Raw genomic sequence first — 21,781 nt, 5'->3', positions numbered from 1 at the left:
GGCGTTATTCAAGACCAATAGGCTTGGGTTAATCCCGATCGCCTTGGCGCCCCCCTGGTTGTTGGGGGGACAAAAACTTACTCTTGCGTCGCCCAACAACCAGGGGGATGCTGCAAGGGATCTCGCCGGGAATAAAGCGTTTTAACCCAAGCGTATTGTATTAAATACTGCCAGTAAAAGGATTTGGGGTGTAGATCGATCGGCAATTGTAGTCGATCGATCTAAAACTCTCCTGGGTAAGGGAATGGTGCGGGCAGGAGCAGGCGCTAAGTATATTTTTGCACAGAGTTGTTGTTTGGGGGGCGATCCAAAGGAGATCGACGTGGCTGCAGCCTTGGGTCGATCGCCAATCTGTAGCAGGGCGTTGCGTATGCAGAGCCCCATTTGTCTCAACTAAACACGCTTTCCCCAAGTCCGACAGGGGTTTAAACCTGCCGAACTCAGGGTTTGAGGCGCTTGCTGACACCAATGAAACCGCCGCTACCTACAAATAATCTCCAATCAGTTTGGTCAATAAAAAGCTAAAATAAAATCTAAAGTTATTCAGTCTTTTAAATTGCTTATGACTGCTTCTGCACCCTCTTCGATAAAAAACCGAACTCAGTACGAAGCCATTATCGGCCTCGAAACTCATTGTCAATTAAGTACGAATACTAAAATTTTCTCCAGTTCTTCTACAGAATTTGGCAATGCCCCAAATACTAACATAGACCCAATTTGTATGGGAATGCCGGGAGTTTTGCCCGTATTAAATCAAAAAGTGCTGGAGTATGCGGTGAAAGCAGGGCTGGCTCTCAACTGCGAAATCGCACCTTACAGTAAGTTTGACCGCAAGCAATATTTCTATCCCGATTTGCCGAAAAATTATCAAATTTCTCAGTTCGATTTGCCGATCGCTACTAACGGTTGGCTAGAAATTGAACTGGTGGATGAGACGGGAAATTCTACTCGAAAAAAAATCGGTATCACTCGCTTGCACATGGAGGAAGATGCCGGAAAATTGGTTCACGGCGGCAGCGATCGGCTCAGCGGTTCAACTTATTCAATGGTGGATTACAACCGCGCCGGTGTGCCTCTAATCGAAATTGTTTCGGAACCGGATTTGCGATCGGGCGCGGAAGCTGCCGAATACGGTCAAGAATTGCGCCGGATCGTGCGCTACATCGGTGTTGGCGACGGGAATATGCAGGAAGGTTCGCTCCGGTGCGACGTGAATATTTCGGTGCGCCCCGTTGGCCAAAAAGAGTTCGGCACGAAGGTGGAAATTAAAAATATGAACTCTTTTAATGCGATCGAACGGGCGATCGATTATGAGATCGAGCGGCAAATTCAAGCTGTGGAAAATGGCGAAACCATCATCCAAGAAACCAGGCTGTGGGATGAAAACAAGCAGTGTACTTTCAGTATGCGGGTTAAGGAAGGTGCGAGCGATTATCGGTATTTCCCGGAACCGGATTTGCCTCCGATCAAAGTTTCGACTGAGCAATTGCAGGATTGGCAAGCTCAACTGCCAGAATTGCCGGCAATGAAGCGCCATCGCTACGAAACTGAGCTTGGTCTTTCTCCCTACGACGCGCGGGTGCTGACTGACGACAAAGCGGTGGCGGAGTATTTTGAAAAATCGATCGCCGCTGGTGCTGTGGCTAAACAAGCTGCCAATTGGGTGATGGGCGATATTACTGCTTATCTGAAAAATGAAAAACTGGCGATCGCAGAAATTCCTTTCCAACCGCAGGATTTAGCCGAACTGCTGGGGCTAATTGAGGCCGGTACGATCAGTGGCAAAATCGCTAAGGATATTTTGCCGGAGTTGCTGGCAAACGGTGGTTCGCCTCAGAAGTTTGTTGAAAGCAAGGGTTTGATTCAAATTTCGGATACTGGGGCGATCGAGCAAGCGATCGATGCGGTGTTAGCCGCCAATCCCAAGGAGCTCGAACAGTACCGAGCCGGTAAAACTAAGCTGCTGGGCTTTTTTGTCGGCAAGGTGATGAAGGAAACGGGCGGCCGGGCCGATCCCAAACTGACCAATGAGCTGCTGGCGGCGAAGCTTAACGCCCCAGGTTAAGCAGTTGTTAAGGGGGTCGTGTAGCGGATACAGCGGCGGGCGATCGGTTTTTCCTGAGCTCGCCCTTCTGGCGGGATCGTAACTTTATAATTAATCTACATTTCTTTACAACATCTTCACGTTTGGGGGGTGACACCCCTCATCCCCATCGTGTTATATTGTGTTATGTAGATGCACCCTGATGGCAGAGGGAGTTACTTAGGTAGCTCTCTCTTTTTTTTGTCTTTTTTTTTGTACGGACGTGAAAATACGGATGGGGGAGAGGGGGATGGGCCATACTGAAATGTTGCACCATTCTCAATCAGCTTTTTATGAACAGGCAAGATGCCTGTTCCACAAAGAGTGAATTTTCTCGTGGAACAGGCATCTTGCCTGTTAAGCGCAAGATGCCTGTTCCACAAAGAGTGAATTTTCTCGTGGAACAGGCATCTTGCCTGTTAAGCGAGAATGGTGCAATATCTCAGTTAATATCAGCTTTAGTTATTAACTAATTTGGACAGTATGAGCGAACAAGCTAGCGAGCTAATCAAGCAGGGGATTTCGCAATATCAGGCGCGTCAATTTGAGGCGGCGCTGGGTTCTTGGCAGGAAGCGCTGGGGCTGTATCGCTCAATGGACGATAAGCGCCGATCGGGTGCGGCGCTGGGTAATATGGGTGTAGCTTACGAAGCGCTCTTGAATTATGCTCAGGCGATCGACTGCTACCAGCAACATTTGGTGTTAGCGCGGGAAATTGGCGATCGCCGGGGCGAGGCGAATGCTTTGGGCAATCTCGGCAATGCTTGCTGTGCTCTGGAGGATTTTTCTGGTGCTATTGATTACCAGAAACAGCGTTTGGCGATCGCGCGGGATACTGGCGACGGGCGCTCTGAATTGGAAACTTTGGGCAATTTGGCGCTAGCTTACGATGCTAAGGGAGATTTGCCTGGTGCGATCGAATGCTATCACCAGCAGTTGTCGATCGCGCGCACCAGCAAGGACGATCGCATTGAGCGCAATGCTCTCAAGTATTTGAAGATCGGCTACAAGTATTTAGCAGATTATGACAAGGCTAACCAGTACCGACAGGAGCAATTGGCGATCGTCCGCGAACTGTTTTTAACTGATAAAAATAAGAGTTTTGTACAACTTGCAGAAACAGTGGGTTTGAATCCGATTGAGGATTTTGCTGGGGCTAATTTAAGCGGTTTTGACTTGCACTACGCTGATTTTAACGGTGCAGATTTGCGCGAAACTAACCTCCAGGGGGCAGATTTGACTTTGGCCGATCTCAGCGGTGCTTTGCTGAGCGCTGCTATTTTAATTGATGCTAATTTGTGCAATGCTAATTTGCGGGATGCTGAACTCAGCAGCGCCAATTTGAGCGGTGCTGATTTGCGGACAAAGCTGCCGCGGGCGAATTTGAGCGGTGCAAATTTAAGCGGCGCCAATTTGAGCAGTGCTTATTTACCGAATGCGATTTTAGTAAATGCAAATTTGACAAATACTGATTTGAAGAATGCTGATTTAAGTGGTGTTAATTTGAGTGGTGCGAATTTAAACGGTGCTGATTTGAGCCGCGCTGATTTGAAAAATACGGTGGTTAAAAATGCGAGCTTTTCGGGTTGTGTGGGAATTTCGGAAGCCCTGAAGGTTGAATTGATGGCACGGGGCGGGATTTTTGAGTAGAATTAATTGGAAAGGTTGGTAATTGTAGAGGGTAAGAAAAGCTATGACTGCCGTAACTGTAAAACGATTCTCGATCGCCGAATATCACCGTTTGGGAGAACTGGGATTTTTCGCCCCCGATGACCGAGTTGAGTTGATTCGCGGAGAAATTATCATTATGGCTGCAAAAGGTACGTTTCACTCTGTTTGTAATTCGCTATTGCTTAAAAAATTGTACCCACTGCTGGAAGAACGAGCGATCGTGCGCGGTCAAGAGCCGATTATTTTGTCGGCTGATAGCGAACCAGAGCCTGATGTTGTTATTGCTCGCAATCGTTCTGATAATTATTTATCTTCTCACCCGGAGCCTGCTGATATTTTGCTGGTAATTGAGGTTTCCGATTCTACTTTGAAATACGACAGGAGAACCAAGTTATCTCTCTATGCTGAATCGGGAATTTCTGATTATTGGATATTTAATTTGGTAGATATTCAACTGGAAATGCACAGCGAACCTTATCAAAAACAAAGAGGTGGTTTCGATTATCGAGTCAAACGAGTGGTTTTGCCGAATGAGGTTGTGGTAATTCCAGGTTTCCCAGATTTGTCTCTCGATTTATCTGCGGTATTTCCCGCGCAGAGTGGTGACTAAATATTCTGGCTCGATAGCACATATTTTAACTCAGTAATTAAAGAGCGATCGAGCTTTTTTAGATGATATAATCTAAAAGTGCAAATGAATGATATTATGTCCGGTCGATTACCCCTAATACGGTAGGGGCGGGTTCACGAAAAATATCTGCCAATAATTGACAATCTCAAAAACCCGCCCTTTTAATCGCTATCATCCAAAACAATTTGGTTTCTGACCCCCGATTTATTCGCGGGAGAAATCTAAAATCTAAAATCTAAAATCTAAAATCAGATGACTGCTCAAACTCTCTCCCCGCCGGAACAAATTGTCGAGCTATCGGGTATCAGTTGGCAAACCTACGAAACTTTGCTTGCCGAAATTGGCGATCGGCAAATTCGACTGAGATATAATCGCGGCAATTTGAAAATTATGGTACCTTCTCCAGAACACGAACGCTTCAAAACAATAATGGGTCGATTTGTTGAAACCTTAGCTGAAGAATTAGATGTGAAAATTGAACCTCTGGGTTCCACAACTTTCAAGCGTCCTGAACTTAGCGGTACAGAACCAGATGAATGTTTTTACATCCAAAATATTAGTGCAGTTAAAGGCAAAAAAAGAATCGATCTGACTCAAGATCCGCCGCCGGATTTAGTGGTGGAAATTGATATTACCAGCCGTTCGGAAAATAGTTTGCAGGTTTATGCGGATCTGGGAGTGCCGGAAGTTTGGATTTATAATGGATCTCGACTCAGAATCAACAGATTAGAAAATGGAGAATACGTTGAGGGCGAACTCAGTTTAGCATTTCCCAGCGTGGCTGTTTTAGAGATTGTCAGATTTTTGGAACAAGCAGAAACAATGGACTATTTGGAATTAGTAAAAGCATTTCGGAATTGGGTAAAAAGCCAAATTCAGCAAAACCAATGACTTGAAGATAAAATTAAAGAAAATTTACAATTTTAACAAAAAAAAAGCTGTGTTGTGATAAAATAGAGATGATAAACTAATTTAAATATCAATTACCGGCTGGTAGTGCCAGCAATTCTACCCGATATGCGATCGCTAGAGTCTCACAACAAATACCCAGATTGCTTGTGGATGCAATTAGAAGCAATTCCAGTTCCATCGGTTGCACCCCAAACCCAGCAGCTCGACATTCACTTGAGCCTGAATTTTAACGAGCATTGGGAACCCCTGCTAGGTGGTCGCGTCAAATTTGGTCTGCAAGGCGGGATGCTCAAACTCTATCTAGAAAACTGCGAAATACCCGTAGCCTCACGTCAGTTAGTCGGTTCTTTCAAGCTTTTGCCAATTGAAGAAACCCTGGCAATTCAAAGCAGTGCAGAAATTTTAGTAACTGAAAGTCAGCGGGGAGTTCAGGGCGGCGAGAATTTGGAAAAAATTAAGGAAACAGAGAGCATATTTTGTCACGTTTCCACAATCAGCGATGATACAACGCCAGCTTGGATTTTTGCAGTAGAACAGGGCAAATCAGTATTAAAAGGTTTGCTAAAAAGTGCTAAGCTGGGAGAATTATCTGCCAAAGAATTTCGGATGGCAGCGGCTTTTGAAGTTGCTAAAGAAGATATTAATCTCACAGATGCGGAGGGTTTGTGGCCGCACGAAATCACGCCAAATCAACATTCGGTTTTAGAAAGAACCCTGACTATATACCTGCAAACACATAAACTCCAACCTGCTCTCAGTTGGGCGCTATTCTCCTACAATTTACCTCCGGTTGAACCGCGCGAAGTGGAAATTGTCCCGGAAGCTGAAGCGGAATTGCAGGAAATGGTCGATCGCATTATTTCCGCTGAAACCGACAACTTTGTAGAGTTGGCAAAAATCGCCAATCTCAATCCAGCACTAGATTTCGCGGGTAGCAGCTTGCGCGGAACTACTTTAAGTGCAGTGGATTTTAGCAGCGCAAATCTCGATCGGGCAAATTTCCGGGGTGCAACCTTAAACGATGCCGATTTCAGCGACGCCAACCTGCAAAATGCCAAATTCGGCGGTGCAGATTTGAGTGGGGCTTTCTTAGGAAATGCTGATTTAAGCGGTGCAGATTTGCACAAAGCAAGTCTAGCTTTAGCTAACCTCAGCGGTGCTAATTTGAGCGGCGCAAATCTGCTGGAAGTGAACTTAACAAATACTAATTTCAGTGGTGCGAATGTCGAGTCAGCCAGATTCGGGAACAATTCAGGAATCGATGAGGAGATACAGGTGAATCTACAGCAGCGAGGCGCGATTTTTGAGGAGGTTTAGTCGGTAAGTGCGAAAGCCTTTTTATTCATCCGCCTCCATTGTGGCACGGGCGTTACGCCTGTGCGATGGAATTTCACCTTTAAACTATCGATTGAAGCAGCAACTCTATGAATTTAGAGGTAAACTCTTAAAAATCCTGCATCTGCCACACCAGGGAGTTTCAATCATGCCATCCCAAAATCTCTGCCACTTTTCCCGGCAGGGTGGTGACTTCAAATGGTTTGCGAATTACCCCAGCAACGTCCATTTTGGCAAATTCAGCCATATCGCTTGACATAACTCTTGCTGTCAGCAGAATCACTGGAATCGATCGAGTAATCGGATCGGATTGGAGGATCTCGTACACAGCAAACCCATCCATTCCAGGCATTGATATATCCAGCAAAATAGCATTAGGTCGTTCTGTTTGTAGGATTTGTAAACATTCTTGTCCTGATTCGGCCACCAGCGTGTTCCATCCCGCGAGGTCTTCCAGGCACAACTGTATCAGTTCGCGGAGGTGTTCTTGGTCGTCAACGATGAGAATTTGCTTCCCTTTCATCTTGTTTTCGGGCAGGAGACTGCCATCATAATTAGCTAATTGCAAAGTGTTCATTTTATTTGGGTTGATTAAAAATCAATCTTTCGGTTGTCAATTGGGTGTCAAATACCCATCTTTAAGCAATCGCTCAAAGATGTGTATTTGAGAGTTGAATCCGAACTTCGGATTGCTCAACTCTCAACTCTTTAGCAATCTGAAGTATTAAACCATCCTGGTCTATTTCAGTCGCATAGATTTCAGGATGTACGCGGTGGGGCAACGGAATGAGACTTTGAAATCCACTAGGAAGGAAATAACCTTCTACTACAGCCGATTCGGTAGGTTGACCTTGGATTAAAACAGTTTCTGGAGTGATTTGGAGATTCAATTTGACAAGATGAATGTCAGAGATGTGAACTTTAACGATAAGTGTCGCATCCTTTTCTTGAACTTTAATGCCTGCGATCGGTGTTTCCTCTGTATGAGCAATCCCAAGTGTGGATTGCTGACAACCAGTGGGCAAACCGGAAAATGAATCTGCGAGATCCTGATTTATATCATTCAAAACCTGAAAAGCATTCATCGAGTCTCCTCCTAATGCAAAGAACTGTTAGCTGAATAACAGGAGACTAAATAGCAACGGTAAGGAATTGGTAAAGATTCCGTTCTTGTTACAAAAATTTACAAAACTGGTAAAATTTATTCATTCCATCCCAAAATCTCTGCTACTTCTTCCGTCAAAGTGATGGGTTGGATGGGTTTGGCAATTACCCCAGCTACCGCCATTTGGGCAAATTTAGCCCGATCGCTGGGCAAAACTTTCGCTGTCAGCAGAATCACTGGAATCGATCGGGTAATCGGATCGGATTGGAGAATCTCGTACACAGCAAACCCATCCATTCCCGGCATAGATACATCCAGCAAAATAGCATTGGGTTGTTCTGTTTGCAGTATTTGTAAACATTCCTCTCCCGATCGTGCCCCCACTGTTTTCCATCCGCCTAAATCTTCTAAGCAGGCTTGCACAAGTTCCCGAAGGTGTTCTTCATCGTCAACAACTAGAATTTGTCTGTGTGTCATCGGATTTGGGATTGCAGATTTTGGATTTGGGATGGATGCTACAGATGAATCTAAGCGTTATTCAACTGTGGCTAAGGGTAGGGTGAAGCAAAATGTGCTGCCTTCACCTAAGATACTTTCGGCCCAGATTTTGCCACCATGCCGCTCCACTATACTGCGACAGATTGCTAAACCTAAACCGGTGCCTCCTTTTTCACGGGAGTCAGAGGCATCGACTTGCTGAAATCGCCCAAAAATGAGTTCTAGTTTATCTGCCGGAATGCCTCGCCCGCGATCGCTAACTTGGAACAGCACAAAGTCTGTCTGGTTTTCGGCACTCAGATGAATTGTGGAATCGGCAGGTGAGAATTTAATCGCATTACTGAGCAAATTTGTTAAGGTTTGGACGATCGCATCTCCTGTTGCCCAGACTTCTGCATCCGTGGGGGTAACGATTAATGATATCTGCTGTTGAGTAGCGATCGCCTGAGTGCTATCTACCGCTTGCTGCATCAAATCGGCAGCTTTGCAAACGGTTTTTTCCACAATTGCCCGCCCGGAGTCTAGGCGCTCCAAATCTAAAATATCATTAACCAGGTTCACTAAACGATTGGTATCGAGGAGGGCGATTTCAATCATGCGTCTAGATTTTTCCGGCTTTTTATCATAAACCCCACTTTTTATTAGTCCCAAGGACATTTGAATTCCTGTCAAAGGAGTGCGAAGTTCATGGCTGACAATGCCAATGAACTCATTTTTAATGTGTTCGAGCTTTTGTCGTTCGGTAATATCTTCCCCAATGCTGATAGTTCCAATGATGTTTCCCTCTGAATCTTGCAGCATGGTATTGTTCCAAGCAATGAACCGTTCTTCACCAGATTTGGTCAAGATAAAATTTTGATAATAAGGATGAAATTTATGGGCTAAAACTTCCGAAAAAACAATTTTAACTGATTCTTGAAGAGAACCGGGTAAGAAGTTTTCAAACCAATTTTTTCCGATAACTTCTAGGTTAGTATATCCCGTAATTTTTAAGAAGAAAGGATTGACATAATTGACATTTGCCTCTATATCAAGTCCGACAACAATCAACTGCACGTTATCCAAGAGCGATCGCCAGCGTCGTTCGGCTTCTCGGATCGTGGCTTCGGCTTGCTGACGTTCTTGCAGTTCGACCTGAAGTTGTCGGTAGAGTTTGGATTGCTGGATGGCGATCGACAATTGGCTGGCAATCTGTTCAAGTAATTCTATTTCCCACGATTGCCATTGACGAGGTGCCGTATTTTGGTAAATAGCTAACAAACCCCAGAGATTTTCTCTCAAAAATATCGGAAAAACTGCATAACTTTTTGCTTGCAATTGTTCCACTAGCTCGATATGACATGGTTGAATTTCAGCGCAGTAAATATTATTAACCACAAAACTTTCATTATTTCGGAATCGACCGCCGTGAGTTTCTTGCAGATAGGTATCTGCACAATTTTTTTGAAGATCGCTTCCTATCAGTTGTACCCAATCCTCACCAACTGACTCCACAACAAAATCACCACTCCAATCAGGATTAAAGCGGTAAATGGCAGTGCGATCGGTTTGTAATGTCTGCCTGATTTCAGTAACAGCAGTATTTAGAACCGCATTCAGATCCAAAGATTGGCGAATCCCTTGAGTAATCCTCCAGAGCAAATTTTCCTTTCGGGATTTCTGTAGTAAGGCTGCTTCCGCCTCTTGTCGAACTTCTTCGAGGTGCTTCGCTACTGTGATATCTTGATGAACGGCCACCAGAACATCGCCATACTCGGAATGATTGAATGCAGAGCAAGTGGCACTACACCAAAATGGAGTCCCATCTTTCTTGACATTCTGAACTTCATAACTAAATTCACCCCTTTGTAAAACAGCAGATCGAATGGCTTGATTTACATCTTCAGGGCTGACCGATTCGGTGGCATAGTTGAGAATCGAAACGTGGTGACCGTTGAGTTCGCCAGAGTCATAGCCAAACATCTGCTCAAATTTAGGATTGGCATAGACAATAACTGCATTATCTGTTCTTACTAAACAAATTCCTTCCGCCATGTTGCGGGTAATGACAGCCTGAAGCTCCAGCATTTGTTCGGCTTGTTTAAGTTTAGTCAGATCGCGCAGAATAACGATTATCCCTACAATATTTTCGCCTGTATCACGTAAAGGTGTATAAGTAACGCTCAAAAATTGCCTGACTAAATTGGGAGAAGTAAACCAGTTTTCATACTGAATTGTTTCGCCACTCAAACATCTGTCTAACCGAGGTTTTATCATATTATCGAACACGTCAGCATCCAGGATATTCCTAACATAATTTCCGATAACTTCGCTTTCAGATTTGTTGCACCAAGTCAAATAAGCTTGATTGACTATTTGATAAATATAGTTGCGATCCATCAACACAATCCCATCTGTTGTATTGAAGACGATGCGTTCATATTGGCGGAATGCTTCTTCAGTCCGTTTGCGATCGGTGATATCAAATACGCTAGAACGACTCATCATGAAGTTACCTGCTTCATCATAAATTGCTGTAGCATTTAAGTTGAACCACATGGGTGTTCCGTTTTTCTTCAACATCTGAAACTCTACATTCTCGATCCAGCCTTGTTTTTTAAATAAGGGAAAGTTTTGATGAAAAATATTTTTACTTTCAAGTGTCATTAAATCAACATATTTAGTTTTGTATACAATTTCATCGCTGGTATAGCCTAACCACTTCAGTTCCGTATCATTAATCATAATTATTGTTCCTGCAGCATCTAGGGAATGATAGCCACAGGGAGCATTATTATAGAGGTCTTCAACTTGATTGATATATTGTTGGCAGCTATGGTTGACTTCAGTGAGTTCTGCCGTCCGTTCTATGACTCGTTGTTCGAGTTCAGTATGGAGTTGTTGTAGAGCAATTTCTGCTTGTTGGCGCTCTCTCACTTCCGTTTGTACTTGCTCAAATAAATCAGCTTGCTGAATGGCAATTCCAGCTTGAGTTGCTAGCTGTCCCATGAGTTCAATTTCTGATGCTTGCCATTCGCGAGGTGCTGCACAGTGATGGGCAATCAATAATCCCCAAAGTTCTTCTCCCTTAAGGATAGGAATAACCAGGTTAGCTCTAACTTGAAAATTGGCCAGGAAGTCCGGGTGACAAGTATCAATTCCGGCAGTATAAATATCTGATTTAGATGTGAATAAGCCTTGTTTGAAGGATTCGATATAGCTTTCAACCAAGCAAGGCTCCTGTATCTGAGTGGATAAGATTGGTGTCCATTCTGAACCAACTGACTCTACGACCACTTTTGGGCTCCAGTCGGGAGCAAATTGGAAGATAATTACGCGATCGCATTGCAGAATGTTTCTGAGATCCGTTACCGTAGTGTTGAGAATATCTTCTAGTTTGAGGGATTCGGAGAGAGAAAGTGCTGTTTTAGCCAGGATTTGCTGTGGCTGTTCTTGCCCTTTCCCATAATTTTCATCAGTATGTTCTATCATCGATCTACTTAATTAATTAAATTTTTTAGATTGAGGCAGAAACTGGGTTTTTAGCCCTCGTGCGTAAGTTCTATTTAAGTATTTGAGGACTTACGCAATCACCCCAGGTATGGGGGCAACCACGGGGGGTTTGCCCCTACAAAACACTATATATTCAGGCTATGCGTAAGTCCTATATTTCTCGGTTTAAGTAAAGGACGACTGCGCCTGATTCGGCTGAGTACCCGCGTGACTAATTCAGGCCCTAGTACCGGCTTGGTAATAAAATCATCGGCTCCCGCTGCAAAGGCTTGTTGCAGAGATTCTGGCTCGGTATGGGCTGTCACCACCAAAATCGGTAAATTTTCCCATTGGATATCTTGTCGAACGACTTGACACAATTCTAAGCCGGTGACGATCGGCATTTCTAGATCCAGCACTATTAAATCGGGCTCTGTGCTAATTAACACATCCCAAAATTGCTGTGGTTCTTTGAGGGTTGTCACCTCAATTCCCCAAGGAGTCAGTAACGCTGATAATGTAACCAGGATCACAGGGTCATCATCTACGATTAAGACTTTGGCTTCAGAAGTTTTGGGACTGGGTAAAACACGGGAAATTGCTCGAAAAATTTGCTCGGTGGTTGCAGGTTTGTGGAGAAATTGCTTAGCACCTAAGCGCGATACAGCTAAGCGATCGGGAAGACTATCTCGTCCGGTAAAGACAATTATAGGCAGGTTAGGCGATCGCTCGGTCAGTTCTCGCAGTAGCGTCAATCCATCTTCCTCTGTCTCTGCAAAACTTAAATCTAGTAACATCACATCGGGCATTGACAGAGCAAGATGCGATCGGGCTGCAGTAATATTCGGCGCAATTTTCATCCGAAATCCCCAAGCTTCGGATTCTACTTTCAATCGCTCCGTTAATGCAGCATCATCATCAACTACCAAAACCCGATAGTTAAAAATTGCAATATTAGAAACTGGTACAGCCGTTGATCTAATAGGTGTTTTGGCTAATTCCTGCTGTAATCCTGTCACCAATTCCGAGAAGCGAGTAATTTCCTCAGCAGTCAAAGAGCGATCGTTTATGAGCAAATTTTCTGCATAGCGTGCAAATTTCGAGCCTTCGGGATAACCAAAAGACCCCAGAGAGCCGACCAATTTATGAGCTTCATGTTTTGCCACTTGCTGTAATTCAGTTTCTAACTTTCCTGCTAATAAATCAGTTTTTGCCTGCTCCAATACAGAAATTTGTTGGTTGAAGCTTCCCCGAAACCGCTCTAAAACTTTGTCGCTCTCAGACTTATCTACCCCACGAGATTGATGTTTGTGAGTGCGATCGCTCCCAGGATTATTTGAACAAGACGACGCAGATTGGGGGTAAGGTTTCAGTCGATAGCCCATGCCATAAACTGTTTCGATGATTTCTTCAGTTAAGCCACCTGCCTTCAGTTTCTTTCTGAGATCCTTAATATGAGTGATAATGGCGCGATCTGTGGGTGCGTCATCAAATCCCCACAGACGATCCAAAATAGCATTGCGACTAAAGATGCGATCGGGATTCCGCAGTAATAATTCCAGCAGATTATATTCTGTCGGTGTCAGTGAAATTATTTCTTCGCAAAATGTCACTCTACCAGACTCTAAATCTAAACAAAGTTCTCCCCAAGTCAATGTATTAGCCGCTGAATTCGGAGTATAACCTCCTGGGGAAAGTGCTTTACTGCGTCGCAACAAAGTTCGGATTCTTGCCAGTAATACTTCCGTAGCAAAAGGCTTGCTGATGTAATCATCGGCTCCCGCATCGAAAAGAGCCACCACCTCCGCATCTGAATCCTTTGCCGTCATTAACAGGATCGGTTTGCAGTAGCCTTGCGATCGCAATTGCCGACATAGACTAATTCCATCGAGTTTGGGAACCTGCACGTCTAACACAATTAGATCGTACTCAATTGCTGCTGCCAACTCTAGGCCAACTTGTCCGTCATTTGCCCGATCAAAGCCGTAATGATTTGCTTCCAACACATTTGCCAGTGTTGCACTCAGCCCTCCATCGTCCTCTACGAGCAGAATTTTTATCGGAGACTTCTTCATTTTGGCTGTGCGGTTAAATTGCCATGCGATCGACGCGCTTTAATGTCAGGCCGAAGCGTGGCTTTTCACTAAATAACTGCTACTTATTACTACTCCTTTTATCTTACCATTTTTGCAGTCCCATCGCCTCAAAATTGCTGTCACTTCTGCAGTTTATACCAATTTAATGTGAAGTTGCACATATCTCGATCCCCCTCGCATACCCCCTACTCCCCCTGATTGTTGGGGAGTAGGGGTTGACTTTGAGAAGAATCTTGTCCCACCCTATGTAGGGGCGGGCACGGGGAGTAGGGGTCGCACCGCCCCTACAAAGGGGGGATCGAGATATGTGCAGCCTCATACAAAATTGGTATTAGATAAAACCGATCGCCCCTTCCTTCATCTGCGTCCATCCGCGTTTATCCGCCTGCATCTGCAGTTCAAAAAAAGCGTGAAGCGAAGCTATCCCGAAGGGAATCGCCCCAAAAAGAGCGATCGCCCTCCCAAACAAATTATCCTTCATCCTCCGACTTTACAGCAGCAGGAGGACGCCCAGAAATCACAATAAACCCAACAGACTCAAGAGTTATATGCGGGCGGCGAATACCAGCTAAAACCGCTTGACTCAACAAACTTTCGGTATTGATTTCATCAGCCAAAACCGATTCTAAAAGTTGTTCGGATTTAGAAAGTCGATTCAATCGCAATTGCAATTGATTCACCCGGTTTTCGAGTTGGATAGCAGCAGTGACAGCAGATCGATCGCACATTTCCACAAAAGCCGATCGCCCTCGCAGCAACTCCTCAGATACCACCCGTCCCTTTTGACAAAAATCATCCCATTCTAGCGGATCGACAAAACTGTCAATCAGCGACGTGCGATTTTTCGACAAATTGTAATCCCGATTCGGCCCGCCTTTCCCCTTATAAGCCCGCTGCAAAATCGCCAGAAGTTCCGCATCTTCCACCAGAGACATTTCTTCACTGCGAGCATCTACAAACACAGTTTCAAAAATTGGGAGAAACAGAGCATCAGCGCGGCGCTGCAAAGCTTTCAAGTTGTAATTTTCGATGTTTTGTGCTTGCAAAACTTGCTCAGCCGGCTGCACATCAGTCTGGATTGAATAATTAAACTGAAAGCCGAACCACTCCTTCCCCGGCTCCGCATCCCAACTTTCATCATGCCGCCACATGGCAAAAGCTTGACCGCGATCGTCCCAGCGAATATAAGAGCTAATTGCATCGATCAATCCCTCACCAATGCGGTAAAGAGCCACATCCGCATTCTGATAAGCAATACGGCGATTGTAACTGCCATATTGCTGGCAATAAGGAACCAATCTGGTCATCAAATCCTTCGAGGGAATTAACGTTTTTTGAGTAGGTTTATAGCGCATCAACCCCGATACACTCGGATGTTCAATTTGTTTGAAGTGAAGAGCTTGACACAACCAACCTTCAGTAGCCCGCTGCATTTCTTTATGCTTAGCATCGCAGTTGTCGAGAGATTCAAAATACTGAGATGCACTGTCATCAAGAGTATCAATTTCATCAAGAACGTACTGTTCGTCAATTTTGATTTTCTCTTGTTCGATTTCAGTTTTAATCGCTTCAATTTCGCTTGATAAGCCCTTGCCTCCCTCAGCAAACAACTTTTCTTCAAGTTTGAGAAGTTTTTCCTCAGCATAAAACTGAAGGCTGGCAATAGATTTGTTGAAGATATCAAACCCATCTTTTAAAACTTGAAACCAAGCTTCGTGGGGACTCTCCGGCAAATCCGGGCCTGCAAACAAACAAAATTGCACTCCCATTTTGCTGCCAATGCGATCGACTCTGCCAAGTCTTTGTTCTAACTGGTTGGGAAACCACGGCAAATCGAAGTGAACTAACCAATCTGTCAATTGCAGATTTACCCCTGCTTCTGCCGATCGATCGCACACTAAGATAAAACAATGGGGTTCAGTCTTAAACCGCTTGAGACTAGCCTCAACATCATCAGCCGATTTGCTGGTGTCATGGCTGGCGATCGCATTTTTACCAAAGATTTTAGCTAAATTTTCCGCAATCTCTTTACAAGTTGCAGTAAAACTGGTAAAAATCACAATTTTCGGGAAACGTTCGCCCGGAATCGGCCGTTTAATTTGCTGTTGAATTCTCGACAGTAAATCGCGAGGTTTGCTGTGATACTCGCGCGGAACCTTCAAAGCAACTGCCAGAAATCGGAGAATCGCGATTCGTAACAAACTCAGTCTATCGAGTCCTTCCTGGGGCTTTTCCAGGGTATTGAGCAAGGTTTCCAGCATTTCCCTTTCTTCGGGAAATAGCTCCGTTTTGGTCAAAATTGCCGTGTCATTTTGTCCAAATTCGCGATCGAGTTCTGGAGTCGATTTTTTCTGCAAGCGAGCTTTGACAACCCGTTCTAAAACATTCAGCCAAGTACCGGAAGCGCGGAAAAACAGCAGAAAAATTCTCTGATATTCGCTCGACTTGGGAGCGACTGTGCGCCATTTATCGAGTATGGTTTGAATTTCCGACCACTGTTCATCATTCAGATCATACTCAGTTTTGGGGACAGAATCTCGATCGAAAATCACATCTTCAACCGCATCCCGGCGGTTGCGAAGGATGCGACGATGCAGGCGGTAGGTATCTCTAACGTGAGTACGAATAGCTTGGACAAGGCGAGCCTGTTCTGCGGTTTCTTTAGTTTTCAAACAACTTTCTAACTCAGTTGCTAATCCGATTAAATAATCATCTTTGGCAAAAATAGTGCGAAGTTGAGCGAGTTTTGTTTGCAAAACAGCAGGCTTGGCCTTTTCTCGGAAATCCAGCAAGGCGCGGCCGATTTCTTGACGGTTTTGCACCTGTTCCTTAAAGCTTTCCAGGTCATCAAGACGGTAAGTTGTCGGATCTAGCAAGTGCAGCATCGTTAGAAAATCTTGCTCATGGCCGATAACTGGCGTTGCAGATAATAACAATACATTTTTGCTTTTCTGAGCTAGTTTCTGACAAAGTTCAAAGGACTGCTGCTGAGTACGATCGCTCGAATGTGCCATTGCCGCCACATCATGCGCTTCATCCACAATCAGAAAATCTAGATTAGCATTGCGGCTAATTTGATTGATGTCGCTAACAGCAGCAAGCTGCACTCTGTCAGCAAAATGAGACAAATAGAATTTATTTTCCAACTCCTGCCGCCACTGTTCGAGCAAGTATTTCGGAACGAGTACCACAGCGCGTCCGTTGGGTTCATCTAGCAGAAATTGGCGGAGAATTGTCCCGGCTTCTACTGTTTTTCCGAGTCCTGGTTCATCTGCCAATAAATAGCGCACGATTGGGTCTTCTAGGACGCGCCGGACGACTTCAACTTGGTGCGGATAGAGGTCTATATTAGCAGAAATTAAACCCGTCATGCCGCGGCTGACGGCCCGCTGTTCGATCGCAGATTGAACAAATGCCAATCGGCGATCGTGAAAATACGGCGTTTCTTGGCCTTTGACTGCTAAAATGTCGATCGGATCGGCGATCGGGATATTGCAGCGAACGTAAAGTTCGCTTTCAACAGCTTGCAAACTTTGGCTGTCGGGCAGGTCAATTTCGTACTCTAATTTATCTTCATCCCAGTCATAAACTCGCCCAATTATCCATCTTTCCTGAGTGGTACTCCAGAGGTAGCAGCGGGTTTGGCGCTGAAGTCTAGCTTCTTGCAGTAGACTTAATGGCACGGTTTTGCGGATGCGGTTTTTAACTGAGCAAAAATATTCAACTACCGCCTCGGTACGCGATACCTCGACAACTTTTCCGACTCCCAAATCGTTTCTGGGCGATCGAACTAACGAACCAACATCAATCATAGTTTTAGCCTGACAATACTTACTAGAATACAGTAAATCCTTTCACCTTAAAAAATTTAGCAAGATGCGATTTTCGCCTGCTTCACTTTTTTAGTCAAATGAAAGTCAATCTGCTATTCGGAAAACAATAATTTTAGCATGATAACTAACATTTTGGTATTCAATAAATATGCTAGCAGCGAATAAGAATACCTACTTACGCTCAAGGAAAAATAACGCCTAGATTACCGGATTCCCATTTCGGATATTTCTGCATCACACTGCTATAAATTTCCGACTCTGTAAACCCTGCTAACCAAGCTTGTAGCGGCGGCCAAGGCTGTTCGTTGAACCAAGTTTGATCTGTATGAGCGAATTGACGAACAAAAGGTGCGATCGCCATATCAGCCAATGCTATATTGTTACCAAACAAATATTTAGTCGCACTTAACTGTGAGTTGAGTTTTTCCAGGAATAAAGAACCTTCATAACGATGTACTTGGGCATCAACACCGGGATAACGATCAGGGTACTTATAACGGTCAAGATGATATTTAAATCTCTCATCAAATAGAGCAATTAGTTCCAGCATTTCTGTAACAGAACCTTGCTGTGGCATCAACCATTTTTCAGGATCATGTTGTCTCAATGCCCACAACATGATATCGATACTTTGATCGAGTACGCGCCCGTCAACATCAATCAATATTGGTACTGTACCTTTGGCAGATACCTCCAACATCTCTTGTGGTTTGTCTCGCAAAACAACTTCCCGCAACTCACACACCCGATTGCTTACCATCAAGGCCAAGCGCGCGCGCATAGCATAGGGACAGCGGCGGAAGGAATACAAAATCGGGTATGTTGCTGACATATAGGAGAAGTCATTAGTCATTAGTCATTAGTCATTAGTCATTAGTCATTAGGAAGAAGGAAGAAGGAAGAAGGAAGAAGGAAGCCTTTAGAGTCAGAAACCGGGTTTCTTCCTTGATTTCACGCCGCCAAACCAGATTTTTCCGAGAAAGCTCATTTCTTTGAGATTAGCGCTAATACTTGAGTCAGAAACCGGGTTTCTTCCTTGATTTCACGCCGCCAAACCAGATTTTTCACAGAAACCCGGTTTCTTTGACATTAGCGCTAATACGATTAGTCGCAGGCTTCATCTACTTTTTCCTTCCCATCGTAGCGCGCGCCTATATGTACTTGGTTGCGACGCTTAGCAAGCTCAATCTGACGTTGACGTTCAGATAAGGCTTGTTTTTTGGTTTCAGTTTTTGAGTCATGACAATGAGGACAACTCACACCAAGTACAAATAATTCAGAAGCCTTATCTTCCTGACTAATCGGGTGACGACAACCGCGACAAAGTTCATAGTTACCCGGCTTTAAGTCGTGACCAACAGAAACCCGTTCATCAAACACAAAACATTCACCTTCCCAACGACTTTCTGCTTCCGGCACCGTTTCCAAATATTTTAAAATTCCGCCTTCAAGATGATAGACTTCCTCAAAACCTTGACTACGCAAAAAAGCAGTAGATTTCTCGCAGCGAATACCACCCGTGCAAAACATTGCCACCTTGGGTTTATTGCGTAAAGCAGTTTCCCGCAGCACCCATTCAGGTAACTCGGAAAAGCTTTTTGTTTTTGGATTAATAGCGCCTTCAAAAGTACCCATAGATACCTCGAAATCGTTACGCACATCAACCACGACAACATCGGGATCGTCAAGCAGCTTATTCCACTCATCAGGCTTAACATATTTGCCCGCCATGAGGCGGGGATTAATGTCCGGTACTCCCATCGTGACAATTTCGCGCTTCAAGCGTATTTTCAGGCGGTAAAAAGGTGCTTTTTCCGAGAAAGATTCCTTGTGCACGAGATCCGCAAAACGCGAGTCACTACGCAAGAATGCCAGCACTGCGTGTACGCCCTCGGACGGGCCGGCAATAGTACCATTGATGCCTTCTTGGGCGAGTAAGATAGTGCCTTTGACGTTGTTTTTGTTGCAACAATCGATTAGCGGTGCTTTCAGCTCAGCAAAATCAGGTAGTTCAACGAACTTATATAAAGCAGCGGTTAAGAAAGAAGGCATAGATTGAATTGATAGCACTAATTAATTTTCATACTTCTATGAAAATTCAGTCAAAGCGGACGGTGGGACTCGAACCCACGACGTTCAGCATGGGAAGCTGACATTCTACCACTGAATTACGCCCGCGCTTAGGGTTTTTTAGCTGTTTTTACTTTGTAGCAATTACGCTCAAAAACGACTATAAAACATTATACACCTATTTTCTGATTTGGATCAGGCGATTTTGAGTGTAACAGGACTTAGGCACTCCGACCAAAGAAACCGGGTTTTTTACCAAATCTAGCGGTTTCAACAAAGTATTTTCGTAAAAAACCCGGTTTCTGAGCCCCATGCGTAAGTCCTGTGTCCATTTTGCGTGGGCCCGATCGCCCATCCACCGCACGAAAAAAGTCCTGCACCAAAGGCAGGACTTAATCTAACTTAAATTTCTTAGTCTCTTAGAGACGGACTTCGTTTGACAAGAAGCGGTTTCAACCGCCGATCGATCGAGGGGGCTCAAGACTTTGCCGTTAGACGAAGCGCAAAGAGTTGCTGTCAATAGCCAGGAAAGAAACTGATTGGACGATCGCAATCAATTCATCCGAGCCCGAAGTCTTCTTGAAAATAGCGGTTCCAGCAGGCAATCCTTGGGGAGACTCACCTAACTGATAAGTGCTAGGAGCACCTTGAAGTTGGAGGATATCCTCAGTCGGGTTGAAACCGACAATCAAAGCGTAGTCGCCTGCGCCAGTGCCTGTATCGTTGCCATCGTTGTAATAGAACTTGGTGGCATCTCCCAGCAAGAAAGTATCATTGCCTTCAGCGCCAATCAGGGTATCGATTTCGCCGCGCCCTGGATTAGCAGCAGTGCCGTCAACGCCACTGAGAATGTCGTTGCCTTCTTTGCCGTAGAGGAAATCGTTGCCAGTACCGCCCAGCAAAGCATCATTATCTTTACCGCCGTAGAGGCTGTCGTTTCCATCTTCACCAGCTAAGGTATTGTTGTCGTCATCGCCACTGAGGGCATCGTTACCGTCGCCGCCATACAAGAAGTCGTCACCTTTTCCTCCTAACTGGGTATCGTTACCGTCGCCTCCAATCACGGTGTCATTCCCAAGGTTGCCAAACAGGAGATCGTTGCCGTCGTCGCCAAATAGGAGATCGTCATTTTTGCCTCCGAAGAAGGTGTTGTTTGCGCTATTGCCGATTAAGGTGTCGTTGCCTTGGTTGCCGTAGACGGGACTGTTAGCGTCGATCGCAATTATCACGTCATTGCTGTTGCTGCCGATATTCCCTGACGCTGAGCCTGTCGCTGCGGGGGCGCTTGTGACTGTGAGTGCGATCGGAAGTGCGATCGTCTGAGCCTGCGCGGGAGTGAAAACGGGTGTGGGTGCGGTAGCCGGTGTGGGCGTCGTAACCGGTGTGGGTGTCGGTGTGGGTGGCAGCGGTGGGAGTGCAACCGGTGTTGGCGCGGTGGGTGTGGGCGCAGTAGGTGTCGGCGCCGTGGGTGTGGGCGCGGTGGGTGTCGGCGCGGTGGGTGTGGGCGCGGTGGGTGTTGGCGCGGTGGGTGCTTCTGGTAAATTAGCTGTGAGAATCTCCGTACCAGAGAGGTTGCCAACAGTTTCGATGAAGCCAACACCTTCGACAGTCGCCGATGCACCGAAGAAGTCGGAAATTACAATGTCATCCGTAGCCCTGACTACACCGTCTTTATTGATGTCGATCGCTAAACTCGTGCCTTGGCGGGCCAAGCCTGTATTTCCCGATGACAGCGACAGTGACAGGGTAGGGCTGGTACTGACATTACCGTTAAAATCAACAAAGTCTAGGCGATCGATGCCACCTGTATCCTGAATTTGAATTTGACTCTGCTGATTATCCCGCAGGAGATAGCGATCGCTACCTGCACCGCCTCGCAGCGTATTTCCATTGCCAAATCCAGCACTGAGCGTATCATCGCCAACACCGCCTTCTACAATGCTATTACCGCCACCACTGAGATAGTCATTGCCCGCACCGCCATCCAAGGTGGAAGAGGAACTTCCAAAAAGCGTGTCATCTCCATCGCCACCAGCGAGGCTGCCATTTGCATCCAGAAAGTCATTGCCTAAACCT

At 45.2% G+C, this 21,781-nt stretch carries 15 protein-coding genes and 1 tRNA gene; 5 read left to right on the top strand and 11 right to left on the bottom strand.

Going from position 1 to position 21,781, the window contains the following annotated elements:
• Positions 1 to 562 precede the first annotated feature (562 nt).
• The 5 genes from gatB to QT987_RS25780 all read left to right on the top strand — a co-directional run bounded on the left by gatB (position 563) and on the right by QT987_RS25780 (position 6,614).
• Positions 563 to 2,065, top strand: coding sequence for an Asp-tRNA(Asn)/Glu-tRNA(Gln) amidotransferase subunit GatB (gene gatB / locus QT987_RS25800; RefSeq protein ID WP_333245966.1), 1,503 nt, complete (start codon positions 563 to 565; stop codon positions 2,063 to 2,065).
• Positions 2,066 to 2,566: 501 nt separating this feature from the next.
• Positions 2,567 to 3,733: a pentapeptide repeat-containing protein gene (locus QT987_RS25795; protein WP_333245965.1), complete on the top strand. Its 1,167-nt coding sequence runs from the start codon at positions 2,567 to 2,569 to the stop codon at positions 3,731 to 3,733.
• A 43-nt stretch (positions 3,734 to 3,776) separates the two neighbouring features.
• Positions 3,777 to 4,364, top strand: coding sequence for a Uma2 family endonuclease (locus tag QT987_RS25790; protein WP_333245963.1), 588 nt, complete (start codon positions 3,777 to 3,779; stop codon positions 4,362 to 4,364).
• A gap of 273 nt (positions 4,365 to 4,637) precedes the next feature.
• Positions 4,638 to 5,276 carry a Uma2 family endonuclease gene (locus QT987_RS25785; RefSeq protein WP_333245961.1) on the top strand — a complete coding sequence of 213 codons (639 nt, stop codon included), beginning with the start codon at positions 4,638 to 4,640 and terminating at the stop codon, positions 5,274 to 5,276.
• Between the two features lie 105 nt (positions 5,277 to 5,381).
• Positions 5,382 to 6,614: a pentapeptide repeat-containing protein gene (locus tag QT987_RS25780; RefSeq protein WP_333245959.1), complete on the top strand. Its 1,233-nt coding sequence runs from the start codon at positions 5,382 to 5,384 to the stop codon at positions 6,612 to 6,614.
• Positions 6,615 to 6,774: 160 nt separating this feature from the next.
• On the opposite strand, the gene QT987_RS25775 is transcribed toward QT987_RS25780, so the two are convergent.
• From QT987_RS25775 to QT987_RS25725, 11 genes are all read right to left on the bottom strand, one after another.
• Positions 6,775 to 7,155 carry a response regulator gene (locus QT987_RS25775; protein WP_333244148.1) on the bottom strand — a complete coding sequence of 127 codons (381 nt, stop codon included), beginning with the start codon at positions 7,153 to 7,155 and terminating at the stop codon, positions 6,775 to 6,777.
• A gap of 127 nt (positions 7,156 to 7,282) precedes the next feature.
• Positions 7,283 to 7,717: a hypothetical protein gene (locus tag QT987_RS25770; RefSeq protein WP_333245957.1), complete on the bottom strand. Its 435-nt coding sequence runs from the start codon at positions 7,715 to 7,717 to the stop codon at positions 7,283 to 7,285.
• Between the two features lie 116 nt (positions 7,718 to 7,833).
• A complete protein-coding gene (locus QT987_RS25765; RefSeq protein ID WP_333055646.1) occupies positions 7,834 to 8,214 on the bottom strand; it encodes a response regulator in 381 nt (126 codons plus the stop codon).
• Positions 8,215 to 8,271: 57 nt separating this feature from the next.
• Entirely contained in the window at positions 8,272 to 11,706 is a 3,435-nt protein-coding gene (locus QT987_RS25760) for a PAS domain S-box protein (RefSeq protein ID WP_333245955.1), read from the bottom strand.
• A 146-nt stretch (positions 11,707 to 11,852) separates the two neighbouring features.
• Positions 11,853 to 13,781, bottom strand: coding sequence for a response regulator (locus QT987_RS25755; RefSeq protein ID WP_333245953.1), 1,929 nt, complete (start codon positions 13,779 to 13,781; stop codon positions 11,853 to 11,855).
• Between the two features lie 352 nt (positions 13,782 to 14,133).
• On the bottom strand, positions 14,134 to 14,283 hold the full coding sequence (locus tag QT987_RS25750; RefSeq protein WP_333055649.1) for a hypothetical protein: 150 nt from the start codon (positions 14,281 to 14,283) through the stop codon (positions 14,134 to 14,136).
• On the bottom strand, positions 14,273 to 17,614 hold the full coding sequence (gene dpdE / locus QT987_RS25745) for a protein DpdE (protein ID WP_333245952.1): 3,342 nt from the start codon (positions 17,612 to 17,614) through the stop codon (positions 14,273 to 14,275). The genes QT987_RS25750 and dpdE overlap by 11 nt, the downstream gene beginning before the upstream one ends.
• Positions 17,615 to 17,816: 202 nt before the next feature.
• Positions 17,817 to 18,467, bottom strand: a complete 651-nt coding sequence (locus QT987_RS25740; RefSeq protein ID WP_333245950.1) for a glutathione S-transferase — start codon at positions 18,465 to 18,467, stop codon at positions 17,817 to 17,819.
• Positions 18,468 to 18,739: 272 nt separating this feature from the next.
• Entirely contained in the window at positions 18,740 to 19,705 is a 966-nt protein-coding gene (gene trhO, locus QT987_RS25735) for an oxygen-dependent tRNA uridine(34) hydroxylase TrhO (protein ID WP_445299730.1), read from the bottom strand.
• 36 nt (positions 19,706 to 19,741) lie between these two features.
• Positions 19,742 to 19,813, bottom strand: a tRNA-Gly gene (locus QT987_RS25730).
• Between the two features lie 383 nt (positions 19,814 to 20,196).
• Positions 20,197 to 21,781: calcium-binding protein (locus tag QT987_RS25725; protein ID WP_333245948.1), on the bottom strand; the 1,585-nt coding region annotated here is incomplete at its 5' end.

The organism is Microcoleus sp. SVA1B4, assembly GCF_036700545.1.
GTDB lineage: Bacteria > Cyanobacteriota > Cyanobacteriia > Cyanobacteriales > Microcoleaceae > Microcoleus.
The sequence above is the reverse complement of the archived record's forward strand: the minus strand, read 5'-3'. Positions and strand labels throughout refer to the sequence as shown.